General features: G+C 62.9%; 16 protein-coding genes and 1 pseudogene. 5 read left to right on the forward strand and 12 right to left on the reverse strand.

What is annotated here, in order from left to right; translation table 11 throughout:
• Positions 1–63: 63 nt before the first annotated feature.
• Positions 64–2,427 carry a DNA 3'-5' helicase SftH gene (sftH, locus tag RAE07_RS04730; protein ID WP_317001420.1) on the forward strand — a complete coding sequence of 788 codons (2,364 nt, stop codon included), beginning with the start codon at positions 64–66 and terminating at the stop codon, positions 2,425–2,427.
• Positions 2,428–2,450: 23 nt separating this feature from the next.
• Here the strand turns inward: sftH and RAE07_RS04735 are convergent.
• From RAE07_RS04735 to ssd, 7 genes and pseudogenes are all read right to left on the reverse strand, one after another.
• A pseudogene (locus tag RAE07_RS04735) lies at positions 2,451–2,777 on the reverse strand (Rv3654c family TadE-like protein).
• Positions 2,770–3,084 carry a hypothetical protein gene (locus RAE07_RS04740; protein WP_317001421.1) on the reverse strand — a complete coding sequence of 105 codons (315 nt, stop codon included), beginning with the start codon at positions 3,082–3,084 and terminating at the stop codon, positions 2,770–2,772. The pseudogene RAE07_RS04735 and the gene RAE07_RS04740 overlap by 8 nt, the downstream one beginning before the upstream one ends.
• Before the next feature lie 56 nt (positions 3,085–3,140).
• On the reverse strand, positions 3,141–3,329 hold the full coding sequence (locus RAE07_RS04745) for a DUF4244 domain-containing protein (protein WP_023020425.1): 189 nt from the start codon (positions 3,327–3,329) through the stop codon (positions 3,141–3,143).
• Between the two features lie 24 nt (positions 3,330–3,353).
• Positions 3,354–3,950 (reverse strand): type II secretion system F family protein, encoded by a 597-nt coding sequence (locus tag RAE07_RS04750; RefSeq protein ID WP_317001422.1) that lies wholly within the window; start codon positions 3,948–3,950, stop codon positions 3,354–3,356.
• Positions 3,947–4,735: a type II secretion system F family protein gene (locus RAE07_RS04755; protein WP_317001423.1), complete on the reverse strand. Its 789-nt coding sequence runs from the start codon at positions 4,733–4,735 to the stop codon at positions 3,947–3,949. Before RAE07_RS04755 ends, RAE07_RS04750 begins: the two co-directional genes overlap by 4 nt.
• Positions 4,728–5,906, reverse strand: coding sequence for a TadA family conjugal transfer-associated ATPase (locus RAE07_RS04760; protein ID WP_316330945.1), 1,179 nt, complete (start codon positions 5,904–5,906; stop codon positions 4,728–4,730). The genes RAE07_RS04755 and RAE07_RS04760 overlap by 8 nt, the downstream gene beginning before the upstream one ends.
• Entirely contained in the window at positions 5,903–6,970 is a 1,068-nt protein-coding gene (gene ssd, locus RAE07_RS04765) for a septum site-determining protein Ssd (RefSeq protein ID WP_317001424.1), read from the reverse strand. The genes RAE07_RS04760 and ssd overlap by 4 nt, the downstream gene beginning before the upstream one ends.
• A gap of 462 nt (positions 6,971–7,432) precedes the next feature.
• On the opposite strand from ssd, the gene RAE07_RS04770 reads away from it, so the two are divergent.
• Positions 7,433–8,314, forward strand: coding sequence for an HAD family hydrolase (locus RAE07_RS04770; protein WP_316330943.1), 882 nt, complete (start codon positions 7,433–7,435; stop codon positions 8,312–8,314).
• Here the strand turns inward: RAE07_RS04770 and RAE07_RS04775 are convergent.
• The gene (locus tag RAE07_RS04775; RefSeq protein WP_316330942.1) at positions 8,311–9,027 is read right to left on the reverse strand and encodes an oxidoreductase; all 717 of its coding nucleotides are present in this window, start codon (positions 9,025–9,027) and stop codon (positions 8,311–8,313) included. The two genes, RAE07_RS04770 and RAE07_RS04775, sit on opposite strands and share 4 nt — an antisense overlap.
• Positions 9,028–9,135: 108 nt before the next feature.
• Between RAE07_RS04775 and RAE07_RS04780 the strand changes: the two genes are divergently transcribed.
• A complete protein-coding gene (locus tag RAE07_RS04780) occupies positions 9,136–9,639 on the forward strand; it encodes a phage holin family protein (protein WP_023020417.1) in 504 nt (167 codons plus the stop codon).
• Positions 9,640–9,775: 136 nt separating this feature from the next.
• Complete coding sequence (locus RAE07_RS04785; protein WP_239204827.1) at positions 9,776–10,690, forward strand: alpha/beta fold hydrolase; 915 nt, start codon at positions 9,776–9,778, stop codon at positions 10,688–10,690.
• Here RAE07_RS04785 and RAE07_RS04790 read toward each other — a convergent pair.
• The 4 genes from RAE07_RS04790 to nth are packed head-to-tail and all read right to left on the reverse strand — an operon-like array spanning position 10,687 to position 13,868.
• Positions 10,687–11,883 (reverse strand): MarP family serine protease, encoded by a 1,197-nt coding sequence (locus tag RAE07_RS04790; protein WP_316330941.1) that lies wholly within the window; start codon positions 11,881–11,883, stop codon positions 10,687–10,689. The genes RAE07_RS04785 and RAE07_RS04790 overlap by 4 nt on opposite strands.
• Positions 11,884–11,940: 57 nt before the next feature.
• Positions 11,941–12,642, reverse strand: coding sequence for an NUDIX hydrolase (locus RAE07_RS04795; protein WP_023020414.1), 702 nt, complete (start codon positions 12,640–12,642; stop codon positions 11,941–11,943).
• The gene (locus RAE07_RS04800; RefSeq protein ID WP_316330940.1) at positions 12,639–13,202 is read right to left on the reverse strand and encodes a TlpA family protein disulfide reductase; all 564 of its coding nucleotides are present in this window, start codon (positions 13,200–13,202) and stop codon (positions 12,639–12,641) included. Before RAE07_RS04800 ends, RAE07_RS04795 begins: the two co-directional genes overlap by 4 nt.
• A 9-nt stretch (positions 13,203–13,211) precedes the next feature.
• Complete coding sequence (gene nth / locus RAE07_RS04805) at positions 13,212–13,868, reverse strand: endonuclease III (RefSeq protein WP_316330939.1); 657 nt, start codon at positions 13,866–13,868, stop codon at positions 13,212–13,214.
• Between the two features lie 341 nt (positions 13,869–14,209).
• Between nth and glxR the strand changes: the two genes are divergently transcribed.
• Positions 14,210–14,893, forward strand: coding sequence for a CRP-like cAMP-activated global transcriptional regulator GlxR (gene glxR, locus RAE07_RS04810; RefSeq protein ID WP_005323128.1), 684 nt, complete (start codon positions 14,210–14,212; stop codon positions 14,891–14,893).
• Positions 14,894–15,036: the final 143 nt, after the last annotated feature.

Consider the following 15,036-nt stretch of genomic DNA (forward strand, 5'->3'; position numbering starts at 1 on the left):
CCTTATATCAGTGTGACACGTTCCACGCCAAAGCGATAGACCAAACCCACGAGGGGGTAAAAATTGTCTCACCCGGAAACAGATAATCCCCTGGGAACAGAGCTCCTCGAATTCATCCAGCGCCGCCTCGATGAGTCCACTCTCACCTTTCACACCACCCTGCCCCCTCAGCGCGCCCAGTATGCGCAGTGGCCGGAGTGGGTATTGCCGCAGTTGCGGGAGAAGCTGGTAGAAGGGGGCGTCGGCAAGCTGTATCGGCACCAGGCTGAACTCGCACAGGCCGCCTGGGAAGGCGAGGATGCGGTGATTGCTACCGGCACTTCTTCGGGAAAGTCCCTGGGCTACCAGCTGCCCATTTTGAGCCGGCTGGCGCAGGAGCCGACCGCTTGCGCGCTGTATCTCACCCCCACTAAGGCACTGGGTTCGGATCAGCTGCAGGCGGTGCTGGAGCTGTGCCGGGGGATTCCGGCGCTCAAGGGTGTGGTGCCCGCGCCCTATGACGGCGATACGCCGCAGGAATCCCGCGCGGGTGTGCGCGATCATTCGCGGTTCATTTTTTCCAACCCGGATATGGTGCATATGTCCCTGCTGGCGGCGCATGCCCGGTGGGCGCGGCTGCTGCGGCACCTGGAATTCATCGTCATCGATGAATGCCATTCCTACCGGGGCGTATTCGGCGCCAATGTGGCGCTCGTGTTGCGGCGGCTGCTGCGCTTGTGCGCGCACTATGGCTCGCGGCCGACGGTTATCTATGCCTCGGCCACCATGAAGGACCCGGGCCGGCATGCACAGCGCCTCACCGGCCGGCCGGCCCGCGCAATTACGGAGGACACCGCCCCCACCGGTGCGCGCACCGTAGCCCTGTGGGAGCCAGGCTTCATCGAGGGCGCCGAGGGTGAGCACGGGGCGCCGGTGCGCCGCGCCGCCACCACCGAAGCGGCCGAGATGATGGCCTCTTTCATCGCCGAGGGTGCGCGCACCATGACCTTCGTGCGTTCGCGCCGCTCGGCCGAGGTGGTGGCCATGCGTGCGGCCGAGGTGCTCTCCGGTAGTTTGGGCCGGCCCGATTTTGCCCAGCGCATCGCCGCCTACCGCGCGGGTTACCTGGCCGAGGACCGCCGTGCATTAGAGCGCGCGCTTGACGACGCCTCCTTGCTCGGCGTCGCCACCACCTCCGCGCTCGAGCTGGGCATCGACGTCGGTGGGCTCGATGCCGTGGTCACGGCCGGCTTCCCGGGGACCGTCGCCAGTTTTTGGCAGCAGGCCGGGCGCGCCGGCCGCCGCGGGCAGGGCTCGCTCGTAGTACTCATCGCCCGCGATGAGCCGATGGATACCTATCTGGTCCACCATCCCGAGGCGCTGCTGGGCAAGCCGGTGGAGGCCAGCGTATTCAACCCCGCCAATCCCTATATCCTTTTCGGCCATGTCTACTGCGCTGCGGTAGAAAAACCACTGGATGATGCCACGATTGCTGCCTGGGGAGCCCAGGACGTGGTCCATCAGCTGGCCGAGTCTGGCCTGCTGCGCCGCCGCGAGCGAGGCTGGTTCGCCGTACCCATTCCTGCCCACTCGCCGGAGGAGCTCTCCCCGGAGACGGCGCATACCGCCGTTTCCTTGCGCGGCGGGTCAGGCGAGGAAGTGATGATCGTGGATTCTTCCGACGGCCGCCTGCTCGGCACCATCGATGCCGCTCGCGCCACCAGCCAGGTGCACCCCGGCGCGGTGTACCTGCACCAAGGCGAAAGTTTTGTCATCGAGGAACTCATCCTCAGCGATTACCTGGCGCTCGCCCGCCCAGAGACCCCGGATTATTCGACGACCCCGCGCTCCACCACGAATATCCGCATCCTGCGCGAGGCCGATAACCTGGTCAATTATTCCCCGGGCCTGTGGGTAGCCGACGTGGAGGTAGAGGTCACCGATCGCGTCACCGGTTACCAAGTGCGGCTTGCCGATGGCACCATTGGTGACGACATCCCCCTCGATCTCCCCGAACAGCGCCTGGTTACCCGAGCCGTGGCCTATACCATCGATCCGCTGGCACTTTCCGCCATGGGCGTGACGGCCTCCGATACGCCCGGCACCCTACACGCGGCCGAGCACGCCGCCATCGGCTTACTGCCGCTTATCGCCACCTGCGACCGCTGGGATATCGGCGGCGTATCCACCGCACTGCACCCCGATACGCAGCTGCCCACCGTTTTTGTCTATGACGGCCATCCGGGCGGTGCCGGCTTTGCTGAAGAAGGCTTCCGCCGCTTCCCCGAATGGATAGAGGCCACCTTCGAGGCGGTGCGCTCGTGTCCTTGCGAATCCGGTTGCCCGTCGTGCGTGCAATCACCGAAGTGCGGCAACGGAAATAATCCGCTCAGCAAAGATGGTGCTATCAAGCTACTCGGCGCGCTGGTCACCATGACGCAGGGCTAGCCGCGCTGCCTCCTTCCGCTGGCTCACACCGGCCCGGCCTTGGCCTGGGTAGAGCGGCCGCGCACTGCCGCGGTGACGATGACGTCGCGACCGGATTCGGTGCAGGTTTCTAGGGTGGCGCCATTCAGGGCGGCGGTATCGCCCGCGGCGGTGCAGGCATCCTCGCCAGTAGCAAGTGCTCAGGCGCCAGCGACCGCAGCGAGGTCGGCGGCCACTTGCGCCTCGTGGCGTGCGGCTACGCGCGAGCCCACCGCCGCCACGATAAGCAGCAGGCTCACGATGGCGACAATGATGCCGGCCGCGGCGATGGTGGCATAGCCTTCCTCGCCCCAGCGTTGCGGCTTACTCATTTCCGCCCACCTCGGCGGAAAAGACTGCCTCGGAGCGCATGGTGCCGATGGGGGCTTCCACGCTTACCGACGCCTTCACCAGCCCACCGCTTTCCTCCACGCTGACTTGGGCATCTTCGCGCGCGGGGTGGTATTCGACGCCGATGGCATGCGCACGCGCGGCCGCGCCCGCCATGTCCACAGCGGCGATATAGGATGCCAGCGTGGCAATAGCACCCACGATTCCCGCCGCGACCAAGACTAAGGAGCTTAAAGCTAAGGCGGCCTCGATGGTCACGGAGCCATCGTCATCAAATACCTTGTGCATTATTCCTCCTTTCTGCCGGCGGGAATGATCCCGCCAGCTGGGGTTAGGTAGAGCTGCTAGCTGGGGGTATTAGAGAGGGCGTCGGTAATGATGCCTTCGATGGCATCCACCACGCCGCCGCCGTTGATGACCATGTAAAGCACCCCGGCAAGCGCCGCTGCTGCTAGAGAGCCCATGGCATATTCGATGGTGCTCATACCCTCGTCATTGCGGATGAGCTGGGGATACTTAGTAAGTGCGTGCATGATTAGTGTCCTTTCAAGTGAGGTTTAGAGAAGTTGCGCGCCCAGGCTGATTACTACGGGCGCAAGGCCTAGAACGATGAATGCCGGCAGGAAGCACACCGCCAGCGGGAGGGCAATGAATACTCCTGCGCGCTCCGCCTGTGCTGTGGCGTGGACGGATGCTTCCGCGCGCAAAGAAGTACAGATTCGATGGCATCCGGCCGCAATGGTGGCGCCGGATTGGCCCGACATGATGACAAGCTGTGCTAAGTCCTCCAGCCCCGCCTGGCCCTTCATATGGCCCCACGCGGACTGCGTGGAAACTCCAACGCCTAGCAGCGCGGAGACGGTCTCCCACAGGTCCTGCGTCTGAGCGTCCGCGGTGCGAGCGACCGCGGTGGCGGCTCCGTGCACGGACAGCCCTGCGGCCAGGCACGCTGCGAAGAGTTCGACGTCACCTGCTACTACCAGCGGGTCCAGCGGTGCTGCGGGCTTGAGCTTGCTTATCAGTCCCCCACGCGCTTTCGGGCCATCGCGCGGGGTCTTGGCGGTGGTCTCAGTCGCACTGGTAACTGCCAGCCGGCCAGTGTGCGGTGGGAGGCCAACGAGGGCGGCTAAGGCCACAAAGATGAGCGGGGTCATGCAGCCGCCTTCCGAATAATGATGCGCGACCAAGCGAAGCCGCCGCAGGCCAGCGCCGCGCCTACCACGAGAAGGACGCCGCCTAACCCGCCGCCGAAAAGAAAGCCGAGCGAGTTAGCGCCCATGGCCCCGCCCATGGCGATGCCGGCTATTGGCAAGCACGCGAGCACCGTGGCGGTCGCTTGGGGGCCTTGCAGACTAGCGGAGGTGGATTGCTGGTGGCGTCGAGAAGCATCGAGGCGGCTTTGGGCTTGGTCGAGCAAGCTGGCCACCGCAATACCGTGGTAGGTGGAAAGCTCTAGCAGATGGCCTAAGCGGGAAAGCTCCGGCAGGGTCTTTGTATCCTCTGCATCCGTGAGCGCCATGTGGGGCGGCGCGCCACGCGCAGCGAGGGCGGCCGTTGCTTCCAGTGCGGCGGATACCTCCCGCGGGGTAGTTCCCGGCAGGGCCTCCACCCCGCGGGCAAGCGCCCCAGCCAGGGTCGCCCCTGCCCGCAGGTCCGCGGTGACCACTCCCAAATAGGCGGCCATCCCTTCGCGCCCACGCCGCTGCGTGCGCGCAGCCACGAGGTCTTTGGTGTACCAGGACACGCACCAGGCGATTATGGCGGCGGCGATAGCGACGCTGATGCGACCCACTGAGTAAAAGACCAGGCTGCCGCAAAATACCGCCCCCAGGATGACCACGGAGCTAGCTCGTGTCTGGCGCGTTGCGGAAGCTAGGCGGCCGGTGATAGAGGGCGCGGGCAGGAGCAGTGCGGCGGCGAGCAGGAGGAAACTAAGCATGGCTGGCCTCCCCGGCGCGCTCGCCCAGAAGTTGTGCGGAAAATTCCGCAAAGCCATCCGCCGGTCCGTCTTCGGCACTCCAGATGATGCGTGGGGTAACCGGGTTTCCCTCGAGCACGCCAATATGGACAAGGCGGCGGCCCTGCGGGGTGCGTTCCATGGTCAGCACCATGTGTACGGCCGCTGCCAGTTGTGAGTGCAGTGCCGCGCGGTCCAGGCCGCCAAGGGCGGCGAGGGCCTCCATGCGGGCGGGGACTTCAAAGAGCGAATTGGCATGGAGCGTACCGGCGCCGCCGTCGTGTCCGGTGTTGAGGGCGGCGAGGAGATCGACCACCTCGCGACCGCGGATCTCGCCTACCACGATGCGGTCTGGGCGCATGCGCAGCGCTTGTCGGAGCAATTGTGACATCGTGACCTCGCCGCTTCCCTCCGCATTGGCCCGACGCGAGACCACGCTGACGCAGTGCGGGTGGTGCGGGGAGAGCTCGGCAGTGTCCTCGATGACGAGGATGCGTTCGCGCTCGGAGACGGTTCCCAAAAGCGCCGATAGCAAGGTGGTTTTGCCGGAGCCGGTTCCACCTATAACCAGGAATGAGACTCGCTTGTCCACCACAGCGCGCAGCAGCGTAGCGATATCTTCTGGCACCGTGCCGTTGTCTACTAGTTGGGGCAAGGTGGTCTGTGCTTGGCGCAGTACGCGCAGGCTCAGGCAGGTTCCGGCCACCGCAGGCGGGCTCAGCAGGGCGTGGACGCGCAGGACGACGCCATCAGGGCGGCTAACGCGGCCATCGGCATAGGGTTGAGCATCATCGAGGCGCGTGCCGGAGGCTGCCGCCAGCCGGCTGGCCAGTTGGCGGACTTCGCCATCATCGCGGAAGGTGATGTCAGTGCGTTCGAGGCCCTCGCCGCGGTCCATGAATACCGCATGCGGCCCGTTCACAACGACATCGGTAACCCCCTCTCGCCCCAGCAATGCATCAAGCGGGCCCATTCCGGTGGCGTCCTGGCGCAGGCGGCGTAGTAGGTCGAGTACCGCGACGTCACTAATCACGCCGGCTTCTGCACGGATGCGCCGAGCCAGGGCTGCCGCATCATGCACCAAGTCGGGCTCGACGGCGATGATACGCTGCATCTTTTCCAGCGTTTCCTGTGCTACTTTCTGCTCACTCACGCGCCTACCTCCTCGAGGACCGCGTGTGCAGCCTTGCGCAAGGGTGCCGGGAGGCGCTGCGGGAGGCCGCCTATTTCCACCGCACGCGTAAGGCCCCGGGCCGTTGGCAGTTCTGCCAACACCGTGCTGTGGATGATGCTTTCTACTTCCGCCGCGCTTAACGATGCCCACTGGCGTTGCCGCAGCACCACCACACAGCTGCGCCGCGCGGCTCCGAAGCGCGTAATTAGTTGCGCGGCCGATGCAGCCGAGCGCACTTCTGCGGCCACCACTATGACCACGTGGGTACACGCATCCGGAACGGTCTCCGGGGTGCAATCCACCACGCATAGCCCTTCGCCCGCGTGGGCCGCGCCCACTACTCGCGCGAGCAGGTCCTTTTCCAGGCGGAAGGGATCCGCGACGGTACTGCGCGCGGTCGAAAGCACCGCTACCCCATCCGGCGTAGTGGGCAGCGCGCGGTAGAGATCGGCGGCATCGATACTGCCATCGCCCACGGTAAGCTCCGGCCAGCGCGCCCCCGCTTCGGCCTCTACGCCAAGCAGGAGGTCGAGGCCACCGGAGTATGCGTGGGCGTCGATAAGCAGGGCGCGTCCATCCGCAGCGCACTGGGTGCGGGCCAAGGCGGCCGCGAAGGTAGAAGCCCCCACCCCGCCGCTCGCCCCAACCACGGCGATGGTGGCGCTACCCGGTCGCGTGTCCTGCGGGGTGCCCGCGGCGGCAATGCCCGCGAGCAGCTCCTTGATCTGGGCGGGAATGATAAAGGCGCTCTCCGCGTGACAGGCTAATGCCGCTTCATAGTCAATCGGTCCAGGGTCCGCGGCAAGGAATAGTACTGGCACAGGCGCGGAGTGGGGGCGTTGCGCTGCCGCCACCACGCGGGCCATGAGGGAATCAACCAGGACCGCAAAGGCGCCTGGCAGACTGCGCGGGACGTCGCGGGGATCGGTTACGGTAAGCACATCGTGGCTGGTAGCAGCCGCGGCATGGATAGCCTCGGCGCGCAGTGCTTCGTCACCGACGGCAACGACGATGGCAGCGGAATCAGGATGTAATGCGTTCATGTCTCATAGCCTGAAGCATCCGTGCAACCGCAGCGAGGGCTCTTCGGCGGCACTGTGGATAACCCGCGACAACTCACCGTATAGCCCTGATTTGGTTGCCGCTTCAACTAAAAACCTGTGGATAACCCCGCATCACATGGCGCTAGATATAGGTGACGGCCCGTGCATCGGGGGGGTCTGCGCACGGGCCGTCAGTAACCCGGCCTCGGGGGGGGTGAGCCGGGGCAGGCCGCACAGTATATCGGGGCCTTGCACGCATTATTATGACATGTTCGCCACCCAACCACAACAGCTAACAGCAGTTTTTCCACGGCCATGGCGCTGACCTGCACCGAATGCGTGTTCACTACTTTATCCCCCGCATGGGCTGCCAATCCCACTTTATTGACACGCCAACCACCATTAACTGCAGCCACTTCAACACCACTAAGCGCGAAGGGCGGCTACACTCGGCAGCACACCATGACGAATTCCCGCGAATCCTTTCCTCCCCGCCCCGCTAGCACGAGTCGCGCCGGCGGCGAACACGCACGCACCGCGGCGTTTTTCGATCTCGATAAAACCACCATCGCCACCTCCTCGGCCTATGCCTTCGGCCGCGAGTTTTTGCACAACGGGCTCATCTCCCCGGCCGAAGCACTGCAGCTCTCCCTGGCGAAAGCCAGCTATATGTTTTCCGGCCTCTCCAGCGAAGGCATGGACGCTAGCCGCGATCAGCTCACCACGATGGTCACGGGGTGGTCCGTGGAGGAAGTGCGCTCCATCGCCCGAGACACCATGCACCACGTGGTCACTCCCTCCATCTATGCCGAGGCCCGGGAACTTATCCGTGCCCACCGCGCCGCGGGCGACCACGTGGTCATTGTCTCTGCGTCCGCTACCGTGCTGGTAGACATCATCGCGGAGGAGCTCGGCGTCGAGCACGTCATCGCCACCGAATTGGCAGAAAAAGACGGACGCTTTACCGGCGAGGTGCTCTTTTATTGCAAGGGCCCACATAAGGCAGAAGCACTAGAGCGCACTGCCGCCGCAGCAAACATTGATCTTAATGCCAGCTATGCCTATTCGGATTCCGCTACGGATATCCCGATGCTGGAGAAAGTTGGCCACCCCGTCGCGGTCAACCCGGACAAGCAATTAAAGCGCCACGCCATCAGCCATGAGTGGGATATTCGATCCTTTAAGGACCCAGTGCCGCTCCTGCCTGCGCCGACCGCTAAAGAAATCGGAATCGGGGCCTCCGTGCTGGTGGGTACCGTGGCGGCTATCGGCGCCGGACTATGGCTTGCCCAGCACCCTGACCGCCCCAGCTTCCCCAAGCGCGGGCCACGGCATACCTCTTAAGCGGCTCGCGCAATCGCGTCGGCCTCTGCACCACCGGCTGCCCAGGCAGCGAGGTAGGTAAGGAGGGCGTCGGCAAGCGCGGTGCGGTAATTATCCACCGCATCGGCATACTCAGCGCGGTGGCGGGTGTAGTAGACCTCGGGCACGGCGAAACCGCGCGGGTCAAACCCCGTATGCACAGCGGCAAGGCGGGAAGCAACGCGAGCGACGAGGCCGCTGCGAGGGCCGAAAAACTGCCCTGCGGCAATCTCGGCATGGACCACGCTCGGTAGAAGGAGATCAAAGGCGGGACCATTACCCTGGGCGATAAGCCGGCCCAGCCCTTGCAGCCGCGCGCTTTCACCGGTGGGGATACCGGTGCCACCGGCCGCGACGTCAATGCGCGCTAGAACCTGCAGCGGCGCTCGGGCAAAGGAGCGCACCGTGGTGTCCAAGAGCTCCGGCGCGGCCACAGAGTAGGCGCTTACGGCGCTGGCCAACGGCCCTTCTTCCACATTCTCTGGGCCCGGATGTGGGGGGATGGCGTAGCCATCAAGCGCCACGCTAGAACGGGCGCCGCGAATAAGGGACTCGGCGGAAATGACCTCAAACTTTCGCAATCCTGCAGGTCGGCGGTGTGCACGGGCAATGGCAGCGGCGGCTTTTTCTGCACTTTCTTTCACCCCCGGCAGGCGAAACAGAGGGGATAACGCGTCAATTTCTGACATATACATTAGGATAGCCGTGGAAGTCCCTACGTATGCGTGGCACCATGGGAGAATAGTGATTCCATTATTATTAGGGACATTACAAGGTTTAGATAAACGCGAGGAGAATTAATCGTGAGCAACGATGGACTGTATACCGACGGTACTGATCAATTTGCACCGAAGGTGAACTCGATCCCATTGAGTGACGTGGATACGTCCTCGTCCGAGACCTCGGTAGGCCAGCTGGTCTCCAACGCCACCGAGCAGATGTCCCAGCTCGTACGCTCCGAGGTGGAGCTGGCTAAGACCGAACTGGCAGAGTCCGCAAAGAAGGGCGGAATTGGCGCTGGTCTCTTCGGCGGCGCTGGCACCATCGCGCTGTATAGCTCTTTCTTCTTTTTCTTCTTCCTGGCAGAGCTCCTCGCCATCTGGCTGGACCGCTGGGCAGCGTTCCTGATCGTCTTCTTGATCATGATCGTCCTCGCCGGCATCTTGGCCTTTGTTGGTCTGAAGAACGTCAAGCAGGTGAAGGCGCCGCAAAAGACCATTGACTCCACCAAGGAGCTCAAGAACCTGGTTCCGGGCAAGGCACAAAAGTCTCTGGACCGAAAGACCACCCACGGCCTCTACACCTAAACCGGCAGGCGCCACGCACACGCAGCACGCCACGCAGTCGTGCTCCCCTCTATCCGCCCTAGCTAGCCTGGGGCGGATTTTGTGTACTTTCCCCTATCCTCTACCGTTTCTGCCCCAACTATAGAAAGGCGGCACCATGGCCTTTGCACCCCTGCCTCCCTCAACGGTGGAGCTGGAGGGACCTTATGCGCATGACTTCGTCCATACCCGCGGCATCCGCCTGCACGTGGCCACGGCGGGAGAGAGCACGCAGCCACTAGTGGTACTCATCCACAGCGCCTTTGGTGGGTGGTTCGACTATCAAGACGTCATTGCGCCGCTTGCGCAGCGCGGCTTCCACGTCGCGGCGGTAGATATGCGCGGCTTTGGCATGTCCGATAAGCCACCTATCGATGCGGGGCAAGATATTCGTACCTTAGTGGGCGATATCAGCGGGCTCATCCAAGCCTTGGGCCACGACGATGCCTTTGTGGTCGGTGCCGATACCGGCGGCGCGGTGGCTTGGTGTTTAGCCGCTGAGCGCCCCGAGCGGGTACGCGGATTAGCTTCCATCTCCGCCGCCCACCCGGTGGATCTGCGCCGAGCGATTGCCGCCCGGCCGTGGGATTTTGGGTGGATTAACCTGCGCTCGCTGCTGTGCCGCCTACCCCGCGTTACCCGCGCCCAGAACCTGCTACTTAGTCCGCGCGCCTACCGCAAGGAGTTGGAGCTGGATACGGGGCCTTCGCTTAACGGAGCCACCTTTGACCGCATCCTCGATCTACGCCTGCGCGCCTCCCGGATCGGCAGCGTTCGGCGCGGAATCTTGTGGAACCACCGTATGCGCACCGCCGTTGTCCCCCTGAACTGGGTGGAACTGACAGTGGAACGACCCGTCCTTTTCATCCACGCCCAACAACGGCTGTGGAATCCCGTGGTCCGTCGCGCCGCCTTGCGCGCCCGCCACGGTTTTACCGCCACGACCGTGCCCGGTGCGAAGAACCTACCTCACGTGGAAGCACCGGCGGAGTTCGTCTCTACGCTGGGGGCGTGGCTCCAGGAAAATAGCTAATGGGCCACGCACTCACCGGTATCGACCGGGTGGGTAAGTTGCTCGACGTCCCCGATCTGACTGTTGACTTCATCAGCGGTGAGCGCATAGCCCGTCTCAGAGTCATCTACCGAGGCGCCAAAGACCACGCCTAGGACCTCGCCGGCCGTATTGACCAGTGGGCCGCCGGAATTTCCTTGCTGGATATTGCCGCGAACGGTGTAGGAATCGCGCTCCACATGCCCGTGGGAGTAAATATCCGGACCAGAAATGGTGATGCGATCGCGCACACGCGCCATCTCGGCGTCAAAAGGCCCGGAATGCGGGAAGCCCATGACCATCGCATCATCGCCCGTCTGGGCCGGGGTCTGGGCCCACGGCAGCGGATCGATGCCGAGGTCGCGCGAATGCAACACCGCCACGTCCACGTCTGGGTTGTAGTAGACCACGGTCGCGTCTTTAAGCCCCAGCTTAGTATCAAGGCGCACGGTCTGTGTGCCGGCCACCACGTGGGCATTGGTGATCACGTAGTCATCGGCCGTTACGAAGCCGGACCCCATGAGGCGGCGGGAGCACTCTTCGGCGTCGCCAAGCACGTGAATGATGGAGGGCCGCATGCGGCGCACCAGCTCCGGGTCCTGCACGTCTGGGTCCGGCTCTTCTACCTCCTCGGTGCTAATAGAGTTTTGCCACGGCGACACCAATGGCGGCAGACCGGACTCATTGAGCATCGCCGCCACACCATTGGGCAGCGCCGCTACCCGCGCCGGCGCGGCCAAGTTGAGGTTGCCCAAGATCCGCGAATCGCGCAGCCCCTGGCCAGCCGCGCCGCCCAAGTTGGTGGCCACAGGGATAGAAATCAGCCAAATAACCACCAAGGCGGCAAAGGCTTGAAATACCGCGCCTACCGCAGAATCGAGGCGCTGTGTCTTGCGCGCCTTCATGCGGTCGCGCACGCTGCCGCCCAGAGAGGAGCCGATGAGCTGCCCGATGCCCACGAATAGCACCAAAATTCCTACCAAGAGCAGCAAGCGCAACGAGGGCTGATCCACCAGGCGCAATGCGGCAGGTGCCACGGCAATGCCCAGCACTACCCCAGCACCCAGTCCGATGGAGGCCAAAACTGCCGCGAGGGCACCATTGCGCCACCCACTAAGTAGCGCCAACAGGACGGCGACCACAATCAGGCCGTCAACGATAAGCGCAGGAGTCATGGCTATGGATTCTTTCTATTTGGGGGTTAAGACGTACACGTACCGCGGCACAAGCGGTTAGGACATCTTCTCATTATTGCGGGAGTTTTTGAGGGAGTCACGCAGGTCCATGACTGAATTATTATCCCAAGGAACACTCCACCCAGAGTGCTGCAAGAGGGCCGAAAGCACGCCGGCGGTAAACCCCCAGATGACATAGCCATTGGCATGAAATGCTGGTCCTTGCCATTTTCTAAAGCCCACCACGAAGCGATTGCGTGGATCGACCAATTCCCGGATGGGAACGAGAAAGACATCATCGGTTTCATCAGGGCTGGCGGGATAGACCTCCCCCGGCTGGTTCCAATGCGCCAGGATCGGGCTCACGGGATTGCCGGTGGCACGGATATGCAGTTGGCTCCACTGCTCTAATGGGGTCACGGAATTACGCTGCAGGTCCGTTTCTTCCCAGGCTTCCCGCAGCGCAGTATCCACTAGCGAGGTATCACCGGGATCTCGGCGGCCGCCTGGGAAAGCAATTTGTCCGGAGTGAGAACGCATGGACGGCGAGCGGTGTGTGAGCAAAATGCTGCCCTCCTCCGCGCTTTCGCCGCTAAGCAGCATAAGCACAGCCGCCTCCCGTTTGACCGGCACCTGCGCAGTAGTGCCATTGAGGGACGAAGCCTGCCGGTTGCCTATGAGCTCTTGCACCTGGCTCGGATCTACCCCCAACGCTGGCTTGAGCCATTCTGGTGTGCACTCGGGACGAAGTTGGCTCATGCCGCAATCGCCTCTTTCACGGCCTGTTCAATCTCCGCTGCGGAGCTAAACGGCTGTGCAAATTGCTTGCGCACTTCGCCGTCCTTGAGCACCACTGTCACCGGAACTACGCCTGGCAGGCTCAACTGACCGGAAAATTTATTATCCGCATCCTGGAAGCTCGGCAGATCCACTCCCACGTCATTCAAGAAAGCTGCACCGTTTCCCGCGTTCTTATCCGCGTGCACACCCACGACCTGCCAGTCTGGGTGCGTCTCCGCCACCTTTTGCAGATAGGGAAGCTCCGCACGGCACGGCTCGCACCACCACGCCCACACGTTGACCACGCTCACACCTTCATCGGCACGCTTTCCGGTGGCCTTACCGCCCAAGCAATCCAGCTCTACCCCAGCTACGGTGCCGGCTGGACAGTCTGGACGCTGCGGAACTTCTTGCGGAGCAACCTCGGTTGGCACTGCCTCCTCGGCTTCGTCCCCACCCCGCAATTGCGAGACCCCCACTACCGCGATAACGGCAATGAGGATCGCGGCAATCACCGTGCCAAGGACGTAGTTCTTCATGCCTTAAGCCTAGCGCCCACTAGCCGCTGGACACATATCCCGCAGCACGCATGCACCGCACTCCGGCGTGCGCGCATGGCATACCTGGCGCCCATGAAAGATGACGCGGTGAGAAAACATTGTCCACTCTTCTTCTGGCAGGAGCTTGGCGATGTCCCGCTCAATCTTTAGCGGCGTCGTCTCCCCTGTGAGTCCGAGCCGCTGCATGAGGCGGCCGAAGTGCGTATCCACCGTCAGCCCCGGAATCCCAAAGGCATTTCCAAGCACCACCAGCGCGGTTTTACGCCCCACGCCGGGCAGGCTGGTGAGCTCCTTAACCGTGCGGGGAACCTCGCCTGCATAATCTGCCACCAGCTTCTCCCCTATGCCCAAAAGGTGTCCCGCCTTAGCTCGTTGAAAACCCAACGGGCGCAGGATGCGCTCCAGTTCCGACCGCTGCGCTGCTGCATAATCTGCGGCCTCGGGGTAGCGGTAAAAGAGTTCAGGGGTCACCGAGTTCACGCGCTCATCCGTGCACTGGGCAGAAAGCACCGTGGCTATCAAAAGCTGCAGCGGGGAGTCATAATCCAAGGCACAACGCGCATCTGGATACTCCTGTGCCAAACGCCTATTTATCTCCGGTGCCCGTAGCTCCGGCGCGCTGGCCGCTGACAGTGCTGAATTCATGGCATAAAGCTTAGTAGACTAGGAAAACATGATTTCACTTGTGATTCTGGTACCGCTTGCGATCGCCCTTTTCGCCCTCCTGATGGAAAAGCTCGAGGCAGTTGTTTTCGCTGACTAAGCCGCAAACTCGCTGGCCGGAGTTGTGCCTCTAGCACGATCAGAGTTTCTATAGTGTGACAAAAATTCACTGAAGTACCAAAAGTGACCAATTACACTGTAAGATGAAACTCGTTACACAGTGACCCCGCTTGTTCCGCATTGTCGAGTGCATGAAAGACCGCACCCAGATGTGGCGCAGGCGCATCTATGGACTTTCGTAGTCGACATCCAAGGAGTAAAACGTGGAAGGCGTACAGGACATCCTCTCCCGCGCCGGAATCTTCCAAGGCGTTGATCCCGTTGCAGTGCAGCACCTCATCGAGCAGATGGAGACCGTGCGCTATCCGCGCGGAACCACCATCTTCGACGAGGGCGAACCTGGTGACCGCTTGTACATCATCACCTCGGGCAAGATTAAGCTCGCTCGCCACGCCCCGGACGGCCGCGAAAACCTCCTGACCGTCATGGGCCCATCCGATATGTTCGGCGAGCTGTCCATCTTCGACCCGGGCCCGCGCACCTCTTCCGCAGTATGCGTGACCGAAGTTCAGGCGGCCACCATGAACTCCGAGCTGCTCAAGAAGTGGGTTGGTGACCACCCCGAAATCGCACAGCAGCTGCTACGCGTCTTGGCACGCCGCCTGCGTCGCACCAACGCCAACTTGGCCGACCTCATCTTCACGGATGTTCCCGGCCGCGTGGCAAAGACTTTGCTGCAGCTGGCCAATCGCTTCGGCGTCCAGGAAGGCAGCGCCCTGCGCGTAAACCACGATCTCACCCAGGAAGAGATTGCCCAACTGGTCGGCGCCTCTCGTGAGACCGTCAACAAGGCGCTCGCCACCTTTGCCCACCGCGGTTGGATCCGCCTCGAGGGCAAGTCCGTGCTCATTGTCGATACCGAGCACCTCGCCCGCCGCGCTCGCTAAGTAAGCGCGAGCTCGCCACACCCCCGCTTAAAGCGGGGGTTTCGCTGGTTTTCGCCCCCCCTTGCCCAGCATTACGTGAAGGCCAGCCCCACTTCCCTGGTGCACCAGCGCAGGGGCTAAAACAATTAAGCCCCTTTTCCTAC

The organism is Corynebacterium nasorum (assembly GCF_032821635.1).
Classification (GTDB): domain Bacteria; phylum Actinomycetota; class Actinomycetes; order Mycobacteriales; family Mycobacteriaceae; genus Corynebacterium; species Corynebacterium kefirresidentii.

What these genes read in the sequence shown, in the direction of transcription:
- nth (WP_316330939.1), bottom strand. Translation starts at nt 13,868, where the DNA reads ATGAATTCAGCACTGTCAGCGGCCAGCGCGCCGGAGCTACGGGCACCG.
- RAE07_RS04755 (WP_317001423.1), bottom strand. Translation starts at nt 4,735, where the DNA reads ATGCTTAGTTTCCTCCTGCTCGCCGCCGCACTGCTCCTGCCCGCGCCC.
- RAE07_RS04785 (WP_239204827.1), top strand. Translation starts at nt 9,776, where the DNA reads ATGGCCTTTGCACCCCTGCCTCCCTCAACGGTGGAGCTGGAGGGACCT.
- RAE07_RS04795 (WP_023020414.1), bottom strand. Translation starts at nt 12,642, where the DNA reads ATGAGCCAACTTCGTCCCGAGTGCACACCAGAATGGCTCAAGCCAGCG.
- ssd (WP_317001424.1), bottom strand. Translation starts at nt 6,970, where the DNA reads ATGAACGCATTACATCCTGATTCCGCTGCCATCGTCGTTGCCGTCGGT.
- RAE07_RS04740 (WP_317001421.1), bottom strand. Translation starts at nt 3,084, where the DNA reads ATGCACAAGGTATTTGATGACGATGGCTCCGTGACCATCGAGGCCGCC.
- RAE07_RS04770 (WP_316330943.1), top strand. Translation starts at nt 7,433, where the DNA reads ATGACGAATTCCCGCGAATCCTTTCCTCCCCGCCCCGCTAGCACGAGT.
- RAE07_RS04790 (WP_316330941.1), bottom strand. Translation starts at nt 11,883, where the DNA reads ATGACTCCTGCGCTTATCGTTGACGGCCTGATTGTGGTCGCCGTCCTG.
- RAE07_RS04800 (WP_316330940.1), bottom strand. Translation starts at nt 13,202, where the DNA reads ATGAAGAACTACGTCCTTGGCACGGTGATTGCCGCGATCCTCATTGCC.
- RAE07_RS04750 (WP_317001422.1), bottom strand. Translation starts at nt 3,950, where the DNA reads ATGACCCCGCTCATCTTTGTGGCCTTAGCCGCCCTCGTTGGCCTCCCA.
- RAE07_RS04745 (WP_023020425.1), bottom strand. Translation starts at nt 3,329, where the DNA reads ATGCACGCACTTACTAAGTATCCCCAGCTCATCCGCAATGACGAGGGT.
- RAE07_RS04775 (WP_316330942.1), bottom strand. Translation starts at nt 9,027, where the DNA reads ATGTATATGTCAGAAATTGACGCGTTATCCCCTCTGTTTCGCCTGCCG.